The organism is Variovorax sp. UC122_21 (genome assembly GCF_044056785.1).
In the GTDB taxonomy this organism is placed as follows: domain Bacteria; phylum Pseudomonadota; class Gammaproteobacteria; order Burkholderiales; family Burkholderiaceae_C; genus Variovorax.
This window is the reverse complement of record NZ_CP172004.1, coordinates 6,391,497-6,407,224: the sequence shown is the minus strand read 5'-3', so window position 1 is coordinate 6,407,224 and position 15,728 is coordinate 6,391,497. Positions and strand designations below refer to the sequence as shown.

Sequence of the window (15,728 nt, the reverse complement as noted above, 5' to 3'; positions counted from 1 at the left end):
GCTGATGCTGTCCGCCTTCGACATCTTCAAGATCGGCATCGGGCCCTCGAGCTCGCACACCGTGGGCCCGATGCGCGCGGCGCTGCTGTTCGCGCGCTCGCTCGAGCAGCGGGGCCTGCTCGAGCGCGTCGCGCGATTGCGCGTCGACCTGTTCGGCTCGCTCGGCGCCACCGGCCATGGCCATGCGACCGACCAGGGCGTGATCCTCGGCCTGTTCGGCGACGCGCCCGACACGGTGCGGCCCGAGACCGTGCAGCCGCGGCTCGAGGCGCTGCGCCGCGGCGGCACGCTGATGCTGCTGGGCACCACGCCGATCGCCTTCGACCGCGTGCGCGACATCGTGTTTCGCGGCGAGGAATCGCTGCCCGAGCATCCCAACGCGATGCGCTTCACGGCCTTCGCGGCCGACGATGCGGTGCTCGCCGAGGGCCGCTATTTCTCGGTCGGCGGCGGCTTCGTCGTCGAGGGCGGCCAGGCCGTGGCGCAGACCGCGGCGGTGGCGGTGCCGCATCCGTTCTCGACCGGCGACGAGCTGATGGCGCAATGCGCGGCGAACGGCCTCTCGGTGGCCGCGCTGGTGCTGCGCAACGAATGCGCCTGGCGTCCCGAGGCCGAGGTGCGCGCGGGCCTGCTGCGCATCTGGGGCGTGATGCAGCAGTGCGTGCAGCGCGGCTTCGGCATCGACAACCCGCTGGCCGCGCAATCGCTGCCCGGCCCGCTGCGCATGCGCCGGCGCGCGGGCGAGCTGCACCGCGAGCTGCTGGCGCAGGCCGGCGCGGCCGATCCGCTCGCGGCCATGGACTGGGTCAATGCCTTCGCGATGGCCGTGAACGAGGAGAACGCGGCCGGCGGTCGCGTGGTGACCGCGCCCACCAACGGCGCGGCCGGCGTGGTGCCGGCCGTGATGCACTACTACCAGCGCTTCGTGCCGAGCGCGAGCGACGCGGGCATCGTCGACTTCCTGCTCACGGCCGCGGCGATCGGCATGCTCTACAAGACCAACGCCTCGATCTCGGGCGCCGAGGTCGGCTGCCAGGGCGAGGTCGGCGTGGCCTGCTCGATGGCGGCCGGCGCGCTGGCCGCGGTGCTCGGCGGCACGCCGGCGCAGGTCGAGAACGCGGCCGAGATCGGCATGGAGCACAACCTCGGCCTGACCTGCGACCCGGTCGGCGGCATGGTGCAGATCCCCTGCGTGGAACGCAATGCGATGGGCGCGGTGAAGGCGATCAACGCGGCGCGCATGGCGTTGCGCGGCGACGGCAGCCACTACGTCTCGCTCGATGCCGTGATCCGCACCATGAAGCAGACCGGCGAGGACATGAAGTCGACCTACAAGGAGACCTCGCTCGGCGGGCTCGCGGTCAACGTGGTGGAGTGCTGAGCCCGCCCCACACCTTGTCAGGGCACGAACATGTCCCACGGCCCCTTGCCTGCTGGCAGGCCGGGCCGCGCGGTCAGCGAAGCCAGCGGCTCGCCGGCCTCGAAGCGCGCGGCCAGGTCCACGGGGTCGAACACCACGCCCATGAAGTTCTCGGCATAGGCACCGCCGGCAAAGAAGGCGTCGACCTCGGCGGCGGTCGCGAACACGTCGTGCTGCAGCTCGAGCCGATGGCCGTCGGGGTCGCGGTAGTACATCGAGATCGTCGGCCCGTGGTTGATGCACCAGTAGGGCACGATGCCGAGCGCGGCCAGCCGCCGGTGGTTGGCGAGCAGCGCGGCCAGCGAGCCGTAGGTGAAGGCGATGTGCTCGAGCCCGGTGTTCGCATCGGCCTCGCGGCCCAGGTCGGGGCGCGCGATCAGGCCGATGCGGTGGTGCTCGTCGTCGTAGCTCAGGAAGCACAGCATCTCGTTCTCGAAGGCCACGCGCGCCTGCAGCACCGCGAGGTACCAGGCGCGCGAACGCGCGAGCTCGGCCACGCGCAGCACCACGTGGGCGAGCTTCACGGGCCGCAGTGCGGCGGAGGCGAGGTCGGGCAGGGCGCGTTGGGGGTCGTTCATCGGGCGGTCTCCAGGGGTTCTTCCACCACGCGGTTCTCGATGTGGCCGATGCCCTCGATCTCCACGCGCACCACGTCGCCCGCCACCAGATAGCGCGGCGGGTCCATCAGGCCGCCGACGCCCGCGGGGCTGCCGGTGCTCAGCACGTCGCCGGGCTCGAGCGTGAAGGCGGTGCTCAGTTCGACCAGCATGGCCTCGATGCGATGGATCATCTGGGCCGTGTTGCCGTCCTGGCGCAGCTCGCCGTTGACCCAGGTGCGCAGCCGCAGCGCATGCGGGTCGGGAATCTCGTCGCGCGTCACCAGCCAGGGGCCGAAGGGGCCGTGGGTGTCGAAGGACTTGCCCAAGGTGTGCGTGGGCGCGCGCAGTTGCCAGTCGCGCACGCTCATGTCGTTGACCACCACGTAGCCCGCGACCATGGCCATCGCCTCCTCGGCGCGCACATGGCGGCAGCGCCGGCCGATGACCACGCCGAGCTCGCCCTCGTAGTCGAACTGCGCCGACACGCGCGGCCGGTGCACCTCGTCGAAGGGGCCGGCCACGCACGACACCTGCTTGTTGAACCACACCTGTCCCGGCGGCCGCACGAGGCCGAGCTTCGCGGCCTCCTCGAGGTGCGAGGCGTAGTTGCCGCCGAGGCCGAGGAACTTGCGCGGCGCGGGCACCGGCGCCGCGAGCTTCACATCGGCCAGCGGCAGGCGCGGTGCCGTCTCGATGGCTCCGCGCAGCCAGGCCAGGCCCTCGTCGCCGCGCGCCAGCAGTTCGCGCACGCCGGCCGGCGCCCCGGGCAGCGCGCTGGCGTCGAGCACGTCGTCGTTTCGGACCACGCCGAAGCGAAGGGCACCGCGGTGATGGAAGCTGGCGATTTTCATGGGCGTGGACATTGACCGATAGGAAGCGATCGATGATGCTGATGGAACGAAAAGACAACAATCCGCCGAAAAAGAACGGATCGTTCTGCCAGCGGAACAGGAGACATGGACGACTTCAACGACCTCGCGCTGTTCGCGCACGTGGTGCAGCAGCAGGGCTTCAGCGCCGCGAGCCGGCACCTGGGCATTCCCAAGTCGCGCCTGAGCCGCCGCGTCGCGCAGCTCGAGGAACGGCTGGGCGTGCGGCTGTTGCAGCGCAGCTCGCGCCGGCTGCTGCTGACCCATGTCGGCGAGCAGTTCTACGAGCGCTGCCAGGCCACGGTGGCCGCGGGCGAGGAGGCCTTCGACGTGGTGCGCCAGGCGGTCGCGCGGCCGCAGGGGCCGCTGCGCGTGAGCGCGCCCTTCACGCTCGCGCAGTTCTGGCTCACGCCGCTGATCCCCGATTTCATGCGCGCCTTTCCCGAGGTGCGGCTCTCACTCGAGGTCAGCCACCGGCGCGTCGATCCGCTGCAGGAGAACGTCGACGTGGTGCTGCGCGTGCGGCGCCCGCCGTTCGAGGACTCGAGCCTGGTCGCGCGGCCGCTGGGCCGCACGGTCGACGTGCTGCTCGCGAGCCCGGCGCTGCTCGAGCGCCTCGGCACGCCCGCGAGCCTCGACGACCTGGCCGCGTGGCCGATGCTCTCGCTGCCCGACACCGGCGAGCGCCACCTGTGGCGGCTGGAGCGCGGCAAACAGGTGCACGAACTGGGCTTCGTGCCGCGCCTGGTCGCCGACGACATGTTCGCGCTCCGGCACGTGGCGCTGCAGGGCCTGGGCGTGGCGCTGCTGCCCGAGATCCTGTGCCGCGACGAGTTGCGCGAGGGCCGCCTGGTGCGCCTGTTTCCCGACTGGGCCTGCACCGCGAGCGAGATCCAGGCGGCGTTCGCCTCGCGCCGCGGCATGCTGCCGGCGGTGCGCGCCTTCATCGACCACCTGCTGGCCCATCCGCCCGGCGCGCCGCAGCCGGGCGCTGGCTTATCCTGAACGGCTTCGCGCCCTTCGCTCCTGCATCGAATTTCATCGAAAGAAGGAAGAGATTCCCATGACCCCCACGAACCCCACCGTCGCCGAGAAACGCGCGGCCTTCCGCGCGCTGCATGCCCAGGGCTGCTTCGTCATCCCCAACCCCTGGGACACCGGCAGCGCGCGCTACCTCGAAGGCCTGGGCTACAAGGCGCTCGCCACCACCAGCTCGGGCTTCGCCTGGTCGCACGGCCAGGCCGATGGCGCCATCGCGCGCGACGCGGTGCTCGCGCACCTGCGCGAACTGGTGGCGGCCACCTCGCTGCCGGTCAATGCCGATTTCGAGAACGGCTTCGGCGCCGATCCGCGGGCCGTGGCCGAGAGCGTGCGGCTCGCGGTCGAGACCGGCGTGGCCGGCCTGTCGATCGAGGACTCGACCGGTAACCCCGACGCGCCGCTGTTCCCCATCGAGGTCGCGGTCGAGCGCATGCGTGCCGCGCGCGGCGCCATCGATGCGGCGGGCGGCGACACGCTGCTGATCGGCCGCGCCGAGAACTTCTTCGCCGGCCGGCCCGACCTCGACGACGCGATCGCGCGCCTCAAGGCCTATGCCGAAGCCGGCGCCGACTGCCTCTACGCGCCCGGCATCAAGACGCGCGAGCAGATCGCGGCCGTGGTCGCGGCGGTCGCGCCCAAGCCGGTGAACCTGCTGGTCGGCGCGACCAGCGAACTCACGATGAAGGACATCGAGGCGCTCGGCGTGCGCCGCGTCAGCGTGGGTGGCGGTATGGCGCGCGCGGCCTGGGGCGGCTTCATCCGCGCCGCGCGCACGCTGGCCGACGAGGGCCGCTTCGACGGCTTCGCCGACGCCGCGCCCGGGGCCGAGCTCAACGCCTTCTTCAAGCCTTTCGGCCGCTGAGGCGCGTGCAGCCGCTGCTCGCCGAGATCCGCGCCTGCCGCGTCTGCGAGGCGCAGCTGCCGCTGGGCCCGCGCCCGGTGGTGCAGGCCGGCGCGGATGCGCGGCTCCTGATCGTCGGCCAGGCGCCGAGCCTGACGGTGCACCGCACGGGCGTGCCCTGGGACGACCGCAGCGGCGACCAACTGCGGCGCTGGCTCGGCGTGGAGCGCGAGCTGTTCTACGACGCCTCGCGCATCGCGCTCGTGCCCATGGGCTTCTGCTACCCGGGCCGCGGCACCAGCGGCGACCTGCCGCCGCGCAAGGAGTGCGCGCCGCTGTGGCACGAGCGGCTGCTGGCGCAGATGCCGCGCGTCGAGCTCACGTTGCTGATCGGCCAGTACGCGCAGCGCCGCCACCTCGGCAGCCGCGCGCGCGACGGCGTGACCGAGACCGTGCGCGCCTTCGCGGAATTCGCGCCGCGCGTCGTCCCGCTGCCGCATCCCTCGCCGCGCAACACCGGCTGGCAGCAGCGCCATCCGTGGTTCGAGAGCGAGGTGCTGCCGGTGCTGCGCGAGCGCGTGCGGCTGGCGCTGGGCAGGGGAGCGGGTACGGACGGCTGAACGCTTCGTCGCGGGACGAAGCATGCGGGGGACGAAAACCACACCATCGCGGTCATCGTCATCCACCGCAACAGGAAAGCACTCCCATGCCCGCGCGCGAAGTCCTCCGTGTCGAACCGCTCTCCACCTGGCTCGATCGCTGGAAGGCACCGGCCTCCATCGTCACGCGCCACGGCGACACCGTCTACGTCTCGGGCCTGCCGCCCTTCGATCCCGAGACCGGGCAGGTGGCGGTCGGCGCCTCGGTCGAGCGGCAGGCCGAGCTGGTGCTCAAGCAGCTGAAGCTGTGCCTGGAGACCGCGGGATCGTCGCTCGCGAATGCGCTCAAGTGCAACGTGTACTGCACCTCGGTGGAGAAGTTCGCCGCGGTCAACGCGGTCTATGCGCGCTACTTTCCCGACTCGCCGCCCGCGCGCATCTTCGTCTGCGTGCCGGCCTGGTTCGGGCCGTTCGACATCGAGATCGACTGCATCGCGGCGCGCGGCTGAGATTTCTCCAACCGTTCGAGATTTCTCCAACCGTTCGGGCTGAGCTTGTCGAAGCCTCGCGCAGCGCTTCGACAAGCTCAGCGTGAACGGTTGGGTGGTGTGTTCGCCCGCGTTTTTCAGGGCGGCTATGTCTTCCTCCTCGGCCGCGCCGCCGGTCTCCGCGGCGGCTTCGCCTCGAGCACCAGCTCGGCCGGCAGGCCGTCGTTCCACGACTCGGCGAAGTAGGCGCGGTCGCTGGGCACCAACTGCGGCAGCGCCTCGCGCAGCGTGACCAGCGAGCGTTCGGCCGCCTTCAGGTCGCCCGCATGGGCCGCGTACCACGCATGCTCGAACAGCAGGCTGCAATGCTGCAGGCCCGGGTAGCGGCGGCGGCCGGCCTGGTGGTCGGCCAGCCGCGCCTGCGCCACCTCGACCCAGCGCGCGGGCCAGTGCGTGGCGTCGAAGGCATCGGCGAGCGGACCGGCCAGCGTGGAGATCGCGGCCGGGTCGAGCGGCGCCTGGGCGCGGAACTGCGCGAGCGTGGGCCGGGGCTCGGCGCCGCAATGGCCGCGCGCGATGCGCATCAGGTAGATCGCGTTCCAGGCCGAGCGGCCCTGGCCGTCGGCCTGGCCGCACAGCCATTCGCTGAAGGCGATCCACTGCACGGCATGGCGCGTGGTGTCGGTGGCGGCCGCAGCATCGCCGCGCCGCTTCGCGCCGCCCGCCGGCGCCGAGGGGAGCGCGGGCAGCGCGAGGCCCACGCGGTCGAACAGCCACACCGCCATGCCGAGGTTGGCCGCCACGTGCTGGGCGGCATCGAAGGAGTGCGACTCGAAGGCCGCGGTCAGCGCGTCGCCGAAGCGGCGCAGCGATTCCTCGGCGAGCAGGCTGGCCGCCGGCGCATCCTCGGTCGCGAGCGCCAGCGCGCGCGAGCGGCAACCGAGCGCCCACAGGTTGCACCATTCGAAGCGCACGTCGGGATGGTGGCGCAGCACCACGCTGCGCGCCGGGTCGTCGGCCATGCCGCCGAGCAGCGACTGCGCCAGCGGCAGGTCGCGCGCGGTGTAGGCGCACCAGGCCGAGACGATGCATTCCATCGCGCCGAGGTAGTCGTTGCCCGCCACGTGGTGCGCGAGGCGCTGCTTCTTGAGCACCTCGAGCTGTCGGCGCGCCTGTTCGTTGTCGCCGAGGCGGCGCCACAGCATGGCCTCGTTGAGCGTGACCAGCGCGCGCTGGAAGCCGCTGGCCGCGAGCGTGCCCGCGAGCCGTATCGATTCGAGCGCGCTCGGCTGGCCCGCGCCGTCGCCAGCACCGGCGGCCACCGGCGTCATCAGCCGGCCCTGGCGCGCGGCCCGCTGCGCGGCCACGAGCTGCTTCCAGAAGGCCGCGTCCTGCAGGTGCACCGCCTCGGGCGGTGCCGAGGCACCGGCCTGCGCGCCCGTGCGTGCGCGCAGGCCGAGGAACGAGGCGATCTCGGCCGCGCTCGCAGCGCGCCCCTCGACCTCGCAGCGCACGCGTCGCGCCTCGGCCGGCGGCAGCCAGAACGGGCCCTGGCTGCGCCGCTCGGCGTTGAGGAAGCGCGGCTCGCGCGTGCTGTCCTCGCCCCAGCCGACCTCGATGCCCCAGGCCTTGAAGTCGCGGAAGGCGCGGCTCACGACCATGCGCAGCGTGCTCGCGTCCGACACCTCGCCGCGCAGGTCGGCCAGCCGCACCATCGGGGTCTGGCTGTCGTGCGCATGGCGCATGCGCACCAGCAGCCACAGCGACTGGAAGGCCGCGCGCCGGCCGTCGACCGACTGCGGGGAGGTGAGCTCGACGACGAGCGGGGGAGAAGCGGAAGCGGGACTTGGCACGCCCCGCATTGGACCTCAAATCGAGGCCGCGGCAAGGGCCGGGCGCGCTTCCTTCAGCTGGCGCGGCGGCCGTGCTCGCAGTGCGAGGGCGCGGGCTGCATCAGCCCCGGCAGCTCGCTGCGGCCGACGCCGAGGTCGCGCAGGTCGTGCTCGCTCATGCCGGCGAGCTGGCGCGCATCGGCATGGGCCCGGCGGCGATTCGCCGCGTGCCGGCGCCAGCCGCGCAGGGCATGCAGAAGGCGTTGGCGAAAGCTCGGGGACGATGCGGTCTTCACGATGGGCTCCTGGGGTCGGGGTGTCGGTGCGCTCATCTTCCGTGTCGCCGTGCTATTGTGGAAGTTGAGATTCCTGAGCCCTCTCATCAGCTTTCCTGATTCGACATCCATGCGCCACCTCAACCTCGACCAGCTGCGCACCCTGATCGCGATCGCCGACCTCGGCAGCTTCTCGGCCGCGGCGCAGGCACTGCATCTGGCGCAGCCCACGGTCAGCCTGCACGTCTCCGAACTCGAGTCGCGGCTCGATGCCAGGCTGGTGGTGCGCGGCGCGCGCGGCATCACGCCCACGGCGGCCGGCGCGGCGCTGGTGGAGCGCGGGCGCAAGCTGCTGCGCGACACCGACGATGCGCTCGACGCGGTCAAGCGGCAGGTCGAGGGCCGCAGCGGCCGCGTGCGGCTGGGCACGTCGACCGGGGTGGTGGTCGACCTGCTGCCGCAGGTGCTCGAGGCGCTGGGCGCGCAGGACGCGGGCATCGACGTCGAGGTGGCGATCCTCGGCTCGGGCGAGGCGCTGGCGCGGCTGGCCGCGGGCGCGCTCGACATCGGCCTGGTGGCGCTGCCGCAGCCGCCGCTGCGCGACCTGGTGTTCACGCCCTGGCGCACGCAGCCGATGATGGCCTTCGTGCCGCAGCGCACAAAGGCGCCAAAGCGCGTCACGCCGGCCTGGCTGGCCGGGCAGCCGCTGATCTTCAACGACGCGACGACCCACATGTATCGGCTCACGATGGAGTGGTTCGCGGCCGCGGGCTTCGCGCCGCGCGCGCGCATCGAGCTCAACTACGACGCGGCCATCCGCAGCCTGGTGGCGGCCGGCTATGGCGCCGCGCTGCTGCCGCTGCAGCCGACGACCGATGCGGCGCTCGGCGAGCGCATGCAGATCCTGCCGATCGTGCCGAAGCTCACGCGCCGCCTGTGCATCGCGCACCGGCCGCGCGCGCTGCTCGACGGTGCCACGCTGCGGGTGCTCGAGGTGCTGGCGGGGTTCCGCCAGGCCTGAACGGTCTCAGGACGCGTCGGGCTTGCGCGCGCCGAGCGAGAGGATCTCGTTGGCATTGACGATGGCGGCCGCGATCTCTTCCATGGTGGTACGTTTGCTCATCGCCTGCTCGCGGATCAGGTCGTAGGCCTGGCCCTCCGACACGCCGTGGGTCTTCATGAGAATCGCCTTGGCCTCCGCGAGCTGCCGCACGCCCAGCAGCTTGGCCTCGGTCTTGCGCAGGCGCCGCGCGAGCGAGCGGTTCTGCTTGTGCGCCTCGCGCGCCACCACCAGCGCCGACAACAGTCCGAAGGAGCGCACCGGCGAGGGCAGCACGGCCTTGGCGCCGATCTCGAGCACGGCCTCGACGATGGTCGGGTTCTCGTAGGTCACGACGGCGATGATGGCCGGCGCGTCCTCGCTCTGGTCCACTCGAAGCGCAGGTTGATGAAGTCGGGCTGCACGGCCATGAAGGCCACGTCGATGCCCTCGGGCAGCGCCTGCACCGGCGGCCAGAAGGCCTGCACCTGGCAGCCGATGCGCTGCAGTTGCTGGGTGAGCTGTCGGCCGTCGCTGTCGTCGGGGTGGATGACTGCGATCTTCAGCAGGCGCAGTTCTTTGAGCTGCGGTGGGGTCACGCGCAGGGTGTGTCTCTTGGGGGGGCTTTCCACTTTCAGGCCTCTTGTTGTTGGTCTTGAGGCTTTTGTTCGGGGCGCGTGCACAGGACAGCGGGTACTTCCCTCCGCGAATGTCCCCCGCCCTTCGGGCTCCTCCTTGATTTCGCTGCGGGAAGCACCCACTGCCCTGTGCACGTGGGCGCAGTCGTTGTGCAGGCGGTTCTACGGCCGCGTCCAGGCTCACGTCGATGGGGTACTCCCCGCAGCGAAATAAAGGAGGAGGCCGCAGGCCGGGGGACATTCGCGGAGGGGAGTACCCCGTCGGCGTGAGCCCCTCCACAACGGTAGAAAGCGCGTTCAACCACCGCCTAAACCTCCAGCGTATCGAGCCGCGCAGTCCAATCCCCGAGCGAATGCGTCACCAAATAAGGATCGGGATACACAGCACGCGTAGCCTGCCGAACGATGGTGAACTGCCCCTGCGCATCCACGCGCCCGATGCGCGGATAGAGACAGGTGTGGTGGTTCGACGGGTCGATCTTCACCCGTCCCTGCGGCGCATCGAACTCGGCCCCCAGGATGTGCGGCAGGATCTCCGCGATCCCGTCGCTGCCCGCTTGCGCGAAGGCATTGGCGTAGATGTGCATCTGAAAGTAGGCCGCTTCCCAGCACAGGTTGGGCACGCAGCCGTCGCCGAAGCGGGCGCGCAGCTGCGCCAGGCAGCGCTGGTTGGCCGGCGAGTCGATCGATTGGAAGTAGGGTGCCGCCGTGAAGTGCCCCGTCGCCACCCCGCGGCCCATCTGCGAGATCTCGGCCTCGGAGGTCGTGAGGCTCGCGATCGGCATGCGCTTCGGGTCGAAGCCCGCCTCGGCATAGGCGCGGTACAGGCTCGCGGTGGAGTCGCCCACCACCGTCGAGAAGATGAAGTCGGGCTGCTTGTCGCGGATGTCGGCCATGATGGCCCGGTAGTCCTTCTCGGTCGCGTCGAGCGCCGCGTAGTGCTCGCCGAGCTTCTCGCTGCCGGGGCGCTGCATCACCAGCTCGCCCATGATCCGGTTCGACTCGTAGGGGTAGATGTAGTCGGAGCCGATCAGGTAGACCCCGCGCGCCGAAGTTCGTCGTCATGAACTCCGCCAGCTGCACGCTGTTCTGGTTCGGCGCCGCGCCCGTGTAGATCACGTTGCCCGAGTACTCGAAGCCCTCGTAGAGCGTCGGGTAGAACAGCAGCTTGTTCCACTTCTCGATCACCGGGATCACCGCCTTGCGGCTGCTCGACATGTAGCAGCCGAAGATCACGTTGACCCGGTCCTGCACGATCAGCTTCTCGGCCAGTTGCGCATAGCGCGCCGGGTTCGACTGCGGGTCGTGGCGCACGGCGACCAGCTCGCGGCCGTCGATGCCGCCGGCCGCGTTGATCTCCTCGATGCCGAGCAGCGCGCCCTGCAGCTGCGACAGGCCGATGGTCGAGGTGACGCCGGTTTCCGAATAGAGGATGCCGACGCGGATGGGATCCTTGTCAGCCATGGGCGGTCGTCCGTGAGGGGTGAGGGGCCGTCATGTCTTTTCTGTCTCGTGTGGGATTCGTTCGGGGCTCCACCCTAGCGCAGTTCGATGCTTTCGTCAGTGGGCCGCGGCCAGCCGCGCGCTCATGCGTGCGAGCCGCGCGGGCAGGCTGCGCGCATCGTCGGCGATGCAATAGTTGCGCCAACCGAAGATGCGCCGCACATAGGCGTCGGCCGCGGCATCGACCGCGATGCAGGCGGTGCGTACGCCCGCGCCGCGCGCTTCGGCCACCGCTTCGCGCGCATCCTCGACGAGGTACTTCGGATCGTGCACGTCGATGTCGGCCGGCGCGCCGTCGGTCACCAGCAGGATCGCGTGCTGGCCCGCGGGCTCGTCCGCGAGCAGCGCCGCCGCATGCCGCAGTGCCGCGCCCATGCGCGTCGAGTAGCGGCCGCGCACCGCGCCAATCGTCGCGCGCGCCGGCGGTGAGAGCGGCTGGCCGAACTCGAGCAGCCGGTAGTAGTAGACCTCGGCACGCGTGTTCGACGAGAAGCCGTGCACCGCGAGCCGGTCCGCGCCGCGCAGCCGCGCGGCGGCGAGCATCAGCGCGGCCTGCTTCTCGATCTCGAGCAGCGACAGGCCGTGCGGGCCCGCATCGTTCGGCCGAGGCCGACAGGTCGAGCAGCACCAGCACGCTCGACGGCCGCGGTGCCTTGCCGGGGCGCATGAACAGGCGCGCGTCGGGACGCAGCCGCTGACGCCGGTCGACCAGCACCTCGATCGCCGCATTGAGGTCGATGTCGTCGCCCTCCCACTGGCGCCGCAGCCGGTGCCGGCGATCGAGGTGGCGCGCGCGCGGCAGCGCCAGCGGCGGCAGGCTCTCGGCGCGCAGGGCCGCTTGCGCCTGGCTTGGCAGCAGGCCCTGCCACCCGGGAAGCTTCTCGATCACCGTGCACCAGTCGGGGCGCAGGCGTTCGAGGCGGCGGTCCCATTCGGGATAGGTGTAGCGGCCCAGCTCCATGTCGCCGAACTCGGGTGGCGCGCTGGCGGCCGCATCGCCCGCCTCGGAAGGCGGCGGCATGCGCGCGCCCGACTGCTGCAGCGCGATCGCCTCGTCGGGCGGTGGCGGCGTCGCATCGGCGCCGAAGTCCCAGAGCCAGCTGTTGTCGTCGCGCCAGGGCGCGGGCACGGCGTAGCCCTGGGGCTCGAAGCGCACGCGCATCTGGCCCAGGTCGTTGGCCAGGATCGAGGCGATCGCGCGGAAGGCCTCGTAGTCCGCGAGGCCCGCGCGCGCCGCGGTGTCCTCGAACAGCCGCCGCGCCTTCTCGACCCAATGGCTGCCGTCCTGCAGCTCGGGCCGCAGCAGCAGCCGGTCCATGCGCAGCAGCAGCGCCTCGAAGCGCAGGTCGAGCGGATCGGGCGCGGGCGGCAGCGCGTCGGCGAACCAGCGGTGCAGGCCGGGGAAGTCGCGCACCAGCAGCCGCTCGACGCGCGCGTCCTCGATCGCCGACACCAGCGCGATGCCCATCGGCCGCAGCGTGTTCGCACGCCGCGCGGGCGTCGAATGCCGCAGGTGCGCCACCGCATGCGCGACCATCGCGCGGCGCAGCGCCGGCGGGCTGTGCTCGGGAACCAGCAGCCGCCCGGCCGCGAGCACCGCGCGCGTGCCCGGCTTCGCGCCGGCCACCAGCGGCTGCACCTCGAGCGCCATGCCGGCCAGCCCGCGCGCGAGCAGCCCCAGCGCGGCGAAGCTGCCCGTGTCGCGCGTCATCCGAACTGGGCCTCGACGAAGCCCTGCAGCGCGCTCGCCATGTCGGGGTCGTCGGTCAGCGCGCGCGTCATCGTCATCTCGCAGCTCTCGCGCGGCGTCACGCCGTCGCGGATCAGCACGCCCGCGTAGATCAGCATGCGCGTCGACACGCCCTCGTCGAGCCCGCGGTGCTTGAGTTCGCGCGAGCAGTGCGCGACGGCCACCAGCTTCGCGGCCAGCGCGGTGTCGATGCCGGCCTCGTGCGCCACGATCTCGGCCTCGAGCGCGCCATCGGGATAGTCGAATTCCAGCGCCGCGAAGCGCTGGCGCGTCGAGGGCTTGAGGTCCTTGGCGCTGCTCTGGTAGCCGGGGTTGTACGACACCACGAGCTGGAAGTCGGGATGCGCGCGCACCAGCTCGCCCTTCTTGTCGAGCGGCAGGATGCGGCGCGCGTCGGTCAGCGGATGGATCACCACCGTCGTGTCCTGCCGCGCCTCCACCACCTCGTCGAGGTAGCAGATGCCGCCATGGCGCACCGCCAGCGTCAGCGGCCCGTCGTGCCAGGCCGTGCCGTCGGCGTCGAGCAGGTAGCGCCCGACCAGGTCGGAGGCCGTCATGTCCTCGTTGCAGGCCAGCGTCACCAGCGGCCGGCCCAGCGACCACGCCATGTGCTCGACGAAGCGCGTCTTGCCGCAGCCGGTCGGCCCCTTGAGGATCAGCGGCATGCGGTGGCGCCAGGCCTGCCGATACAGCGCCACCTCGTTGCCGGCGGGCCGGTAGAAGGGCTCGGACTCGATGCGCCAGGCCGCGAGCGGATCGTGCACGGGTGCGTTCATGGCGTGGCGAGCAGTTCCCGCAGGGCATCGTCGATGAAGCGGGTGTCCACCGGGCTGCTGCCGCCGCCCGCGAAGTGGCCCCACACGCCCGGGATCGGCCGGTACTCGGCGTTCGGCATCTGCGCCACCTCCCATTCGTTGTCGGCGGCCGGAAAGTACAGGTCGCGCTCGGCCGGCATCACGATCGCGCGCGCGCGGATCGCGCCCAGCGCCTTCTTGAAGTCGCCGCCGAACACCGGGTTGGCGCTGATGTCGCCGTGCTGCCACGACCACAGCATCGCGAGCAGGTTGTTCGCATCCTTCTTCAGGAAGAAGCCTTCCCAGTAGCCGACCAGGAAGTCCTCGAGCGAGCTGAAGCCCAGTTCGCGCCACAGCTCCTGCCGGTAGAAGGGCTGCGACAGGCCCCAGCCCGCATAGACCCGCCCCACCGCGCGCAGCCCGCGCGTCGGCGGTGTCGTGTACCAGCCGCCGTTCCAGGCCGCGTCGCTGGTGAGCGCCGCCTTCACGCCCTCGAGGAACACGATGTTGTGTGGTGCCGTCCTGGCCGAGCCGCAGAAGGGCGCGATGCGCTCGACCATCTCGGGGTAGAGGCAGCCCCACTGGTTGGTCTGCTGCGCGCCCATCGACCAGCCCACCACCAGCGCGATGCGCTCGATGCCGAACTGCTCGGTCACCAGCCGGTGCTGCAGCCTCACGTTGTCGTAGAGCGTCACGTGCGGGAAGCGCGCCAGGTCGTAGGGCGGCGGCGTGTTGCTCGGCGAGGACGACAGGCCGTTGCCCAGCATGTTGGGCACGATGATGAAGTACTTCGCCGGGTCGAGCGCCATGCCCTCGCCGATCAGCCACTCGTTGTCGTGGTGCTGGCCCGAGTACCAGGTCGGGTAGACGACGACGTTGCTCTTGTCGGCATTCAGCGTGCCGTAGGTCTTGTAGGCGAGCTTCGCGCCGCGCAGGGTGGCGCCCCGCTGCAGCACGACGTCGCCGAGCTCGAAGATCTGGTGATCCATGGGGCGGCGCTTCAGCGGTGCTTGGCCGGCTCGTTCGGAATCCCCTCGATCGGGCACTCGGGCGTGCCCACGGTGCTGCGCGTGAACGACTCCACCCTCTCACGCGTGCCCTCGGGGTCGTTGATCCACTGGGTGTAGAAGTTGTAGGGGCAGGCCGCCACGCCCTTGTCGCCGTCGCCCGAGTTGATGGTGCCGGTGTAGCCGCGGTGCACCAGCTTGAACAGGTGGTTCTGCGACTGGCCGTTGCGCCGCGCGTCGCGGATCAGGCTCATCGAGAGCTCGGCGTAGTTGATGCCCATCTCCTCCTCGCCGCATTCGCCGAGCGTGCGGCCGTCGAAGCCGATGAGCGCAGAGTGGCCGAAGTACGAGTACACGCCGTCGAAGCCGGCGGCGTTGGCCACCGCCACGTAGGTGTTGTTCATGAAGGCCATGGCCTTCGACACCAGGATCTGCTGTTCCTTGGCCGGGTACATGTAGCCCTGGCAGCGGATGATGAGCTCGGCGCCGCGCATCGCGCAGTCGCGCCAGATCTCGGGGTAGTTGCCGTCGTCGCAGATGATCAGGCTCATCTTCATGCCCTTGGGGCCTTCGCTGACGTAGGTGCAGTCGCCCGGGTACCAGCCCTCGATCGGCACCCACGGCATGATCTTCCTGTACTTCTGGACGATCTCGCCCTGGTTGTTCATGAGGATCAGCGTGTTGTAGGGCGCCTTGTTCGGATGCTCCTCGTGGCGCTCGCCGGTCAGCGAGAACACGCCCCAGACGTTGGCGCGCCGGCAGGCGTCGGCGAAGATCGCGGTCTCCTCGCCGGGCACCGAGGCCGCGGTGTCGTACATCTCCTTGGCGTCGTACATGATCCCGTGCGTGGAGTATTCGGGAAAGATCACCAGGTCCATGCCCGGCAGGCCTTTCTTCATGCCGACCAGCATCTCGCCGATCTTGCGTGCGTTGTCGAGCACCTCGGCCTTGGTGTGAAGGCGGGGCATCTTGTAGTTGACGACCGCGACGCCGACGCAATCGTTGCTGCTCGAAATATCACCATGTCTCATGA

General features: G+C 71.0%; 14 protein-coding genes and 2 pseudogenes. 6 read left to right on the top strand and 10 right to left on the bottom strand.

Annotation, left to right across the window (positions count from 1 at the left end; translation table 11 throughout):
• Nucleotide 1 precedes the first annotated feature (1 nt).
• Nucleotides 2-1,381, top strand: coding sequence for an L-serine ammonia-lyase (locus ACHMXE_RS42890; protein ID WP_395353039.1), 1,380 nt, complete (start codon nucleotides 2-4; stop codon nucleotides 1,379-1,381).
• A gap of 17 nt (nucleotides 1,382-1,398) precedes the next feature.
• On the opposite strand, the gene ACHMXE_RS42885 is transcribed toward ACHMXE_RS42890, so the two are convergent.
• Together ACHMXE_RS42885 and ACHMXE_RS42880 are read right to left on the bottom strand one after the other, a co-directional pair.
• The gene (locus ACHMXE_RS42885) at nucleotides 1,399-1,998 is read right to left on the bottom strand and encodes a VOC family protein (protein WP_395349472.1); all 600 of its coding nucleotides are present in this window, start codon (nucleotides 1,996-1,998) and stop codon (nucleotides 1,399-1,401) included.
• On the bottom strand, nucleotides 1,995-2,870 hold the full coding sequence (locus ACHMXE_RS42880) for a fumarylacetoacetate hydrolase family protein (RefSeq protein ID WP_395349471.1): 876 nt from the start codon (nucleotides 2,868-2,870) through the stop codon (nucleotides 1,995-1,997). Before ACHMXE_RS42880 ends, ACHMXE_RS42885 begins: the two co-directional genes overlap by 4 nt.
• A 105-nt stretch (nucleotides 2,871-2,975) precedes the next feature.
• Between ACHMXE_RS42880 and ACHMXE_RS42875 the strand changes: the two genes are divergently transcribed.
• The 4 genes from ACHMXE_RS42875 (at nucleotide 2,976) to ACHMXE_RS42860 (ending at nucleotide 5,878) form a co-directional block, all read left to right on the top strand.
• Nucleotides 2,976-3,893, top strand: a complete 918-nt coding sequence (locus ACHMXE_RS42875) for a LysR substrate-binding domain-containing protein (RefSeq protein ID WP_395349470.1) — start codon at nucleotides 2,976-2,978, stop codon at nucleotides 3,891-3,893.
• A gap of 58 nt (nucleotides 3,894-3,951) precedes the next feature.
• The gene (locus ACHMXE_RS42870; RefSeq protein ID WP_395349469.1) at nucleotides 3,952-4,791 is read left to right on the top strand and encodes an oxaloacetate decarboxylase; all 840 of its coding nucleotides are present in this window, start codon (nucleotides 3,952-3,954) and stop codon (nucleotides 4,789-4,791) included.
• A 5-nt stretch (nucleotides 4,792-4,796) separates the two neighbouring features.
• A complete protein-coding gene (locus ACHMXE_RS42865) occupies nucleotides 4,797-5,390 on the top strand; it encodes a uracil-DNA glycosylase family protein (protein ID WP_395349468.1) in 594 nt (197 codons plus the stop codon).
• 86 nt (nucleotides 5,391-5,476) lie between these two features.
• On the top strand, nucleotides 5,477-5,878 hold the full coding sequence (locus tag ACHMXE_RS42860) for a RidA family protein (RefSeq protein ID WP_395349467.1): 402 nt from the start codon (nucleotides 5,477-5,479) through the stop codon (nucleotides 5,876-5,878).
• A gap of 125 nt (nucleotides 5,879-6,003) precedes the next feature.
• On the opposite strand, the gene ACHMXE_RS42855 is transcribed toward ACHMXE_RS42860, so the two are convergent.
• Nucleotides 6,004-7,710 (bottom strand): hypothetical protein, encoded by a 1,707-nt coding sequence (locus ACHMXE_RS42855; protein ID WP_395349466.1) that lies wholly within the window; start codon nucleotides 7,708-7,710, stop codon nucleotides 6,004-6,006.
• 53 nt (nucleotides 7,711-7,763) lie between these two features.
• Nucleotides 7,764-7,985, bottom strand: coding sequence for a DUF1127 domain-containing protein (locus tag ACHMXE_RS42850; RefSeq protein WP_395349465.1), 222 nt, complete (start codon nucleotides 7,983-7,985; stop codon nucleotides 7,764-7,766).
• 109 nt (nucleotides 7,986-8,094) lie between these two features.
• Between ACHMXE_RS42850 and ACHMXE_RS42845 the strand changes: the two genes are divergently transcribed.
• Nucleotides 8,095-8,985, top strand: coding sequence for a LysR family transcriptional regulator (locus ACHMXE_RS42845; protein WP_395349463.1), 891 nt, complete (start codon nucleotides 8,095-8,097; stop codon nucleotides 8,983-8,985).
• 6 nt (nucleotides 8,986-8,991) lie between these two features.
• Here ACHMXE_RS42845 and ACHMXE_RS42840 read toward each other — a convergent pair.
• The 6 genes and pseudogenes from ACHMXE_RS42840 to ACHMXE_RS42815 form a co-directional block, all read right to left on the bottom strand.
• Nucleotides 8,992-9,635: pseudogene (locus ACHMXE_RS42840) on the bottom strand (ANTAR domain-containing response regulator).
• 314 nt (nucleotides 9,636-9,949) lie between these two features.
• Nucleotides 9,950-11,105, bottom strand: a pseudogene (locus ACHMXE_RS42835) (ABC transporter substrate-binding protein).
• A gap of 96 nt (nucleotides 11,106-11,201) precedes the next feature.
• The gene (locus ACHMXE_RS42830; RefSeq protein ID WP_395349462.1) at nucleotides 11,202-11,687 is read right to left on the bottom strand and encodes a VWA domain-containing protein; all 486 of its coding nucleotides are present in this window, start codon (nucleotides 11,685-11,687) and stop codon (nucleotides 11,202-11,204) included.
• Nucleotides 11,688-12,851: 1,164 nt separating this feature from the next.
• On the bottom strand, nucleotides 12,852-13,670 hold the full coding sequence (locus tag ACHMXE_RS42825; RefSeq protein WP_093343794.1) for a CbbQ/NirQ/NorQ/GpvN family protein: 819 nt from the start codon (nucleotides 13,668-13,670) through the stop codon (nucleotides 12,852-12,854).
• Nucleotides 13,667-14,677: an alpha/beta fold hydrolase gene (locus ACHMXE_RS42820; protein WP_208511018.1), complete on the bottom strand. Its 1,011-nt coding sequence runs from the start codon at nucleotides 14,675-14,677 to the stop codon at nucleotides 13,667-13,669. Before ACHMXE_RS42820 ends, ACHMXE_RS42825 begins: the two co-directional genes overlap by 4 nt.
• An 11-nt stretch (nucleotides 14,678-14,688) precedes the next feature.
• A complete protein-coding gene (locus tag ACHMXE_RS42815; protein ID WP_208511019.1) occupies nucleotides 14,689-15,726 on the bottom strand; it encodes an aliphatic amidase in 1,038 nt (345 codons plus the stop codon).
• Nucleotides 15,727-15,728: the final 2 nt, after the last annotated feature.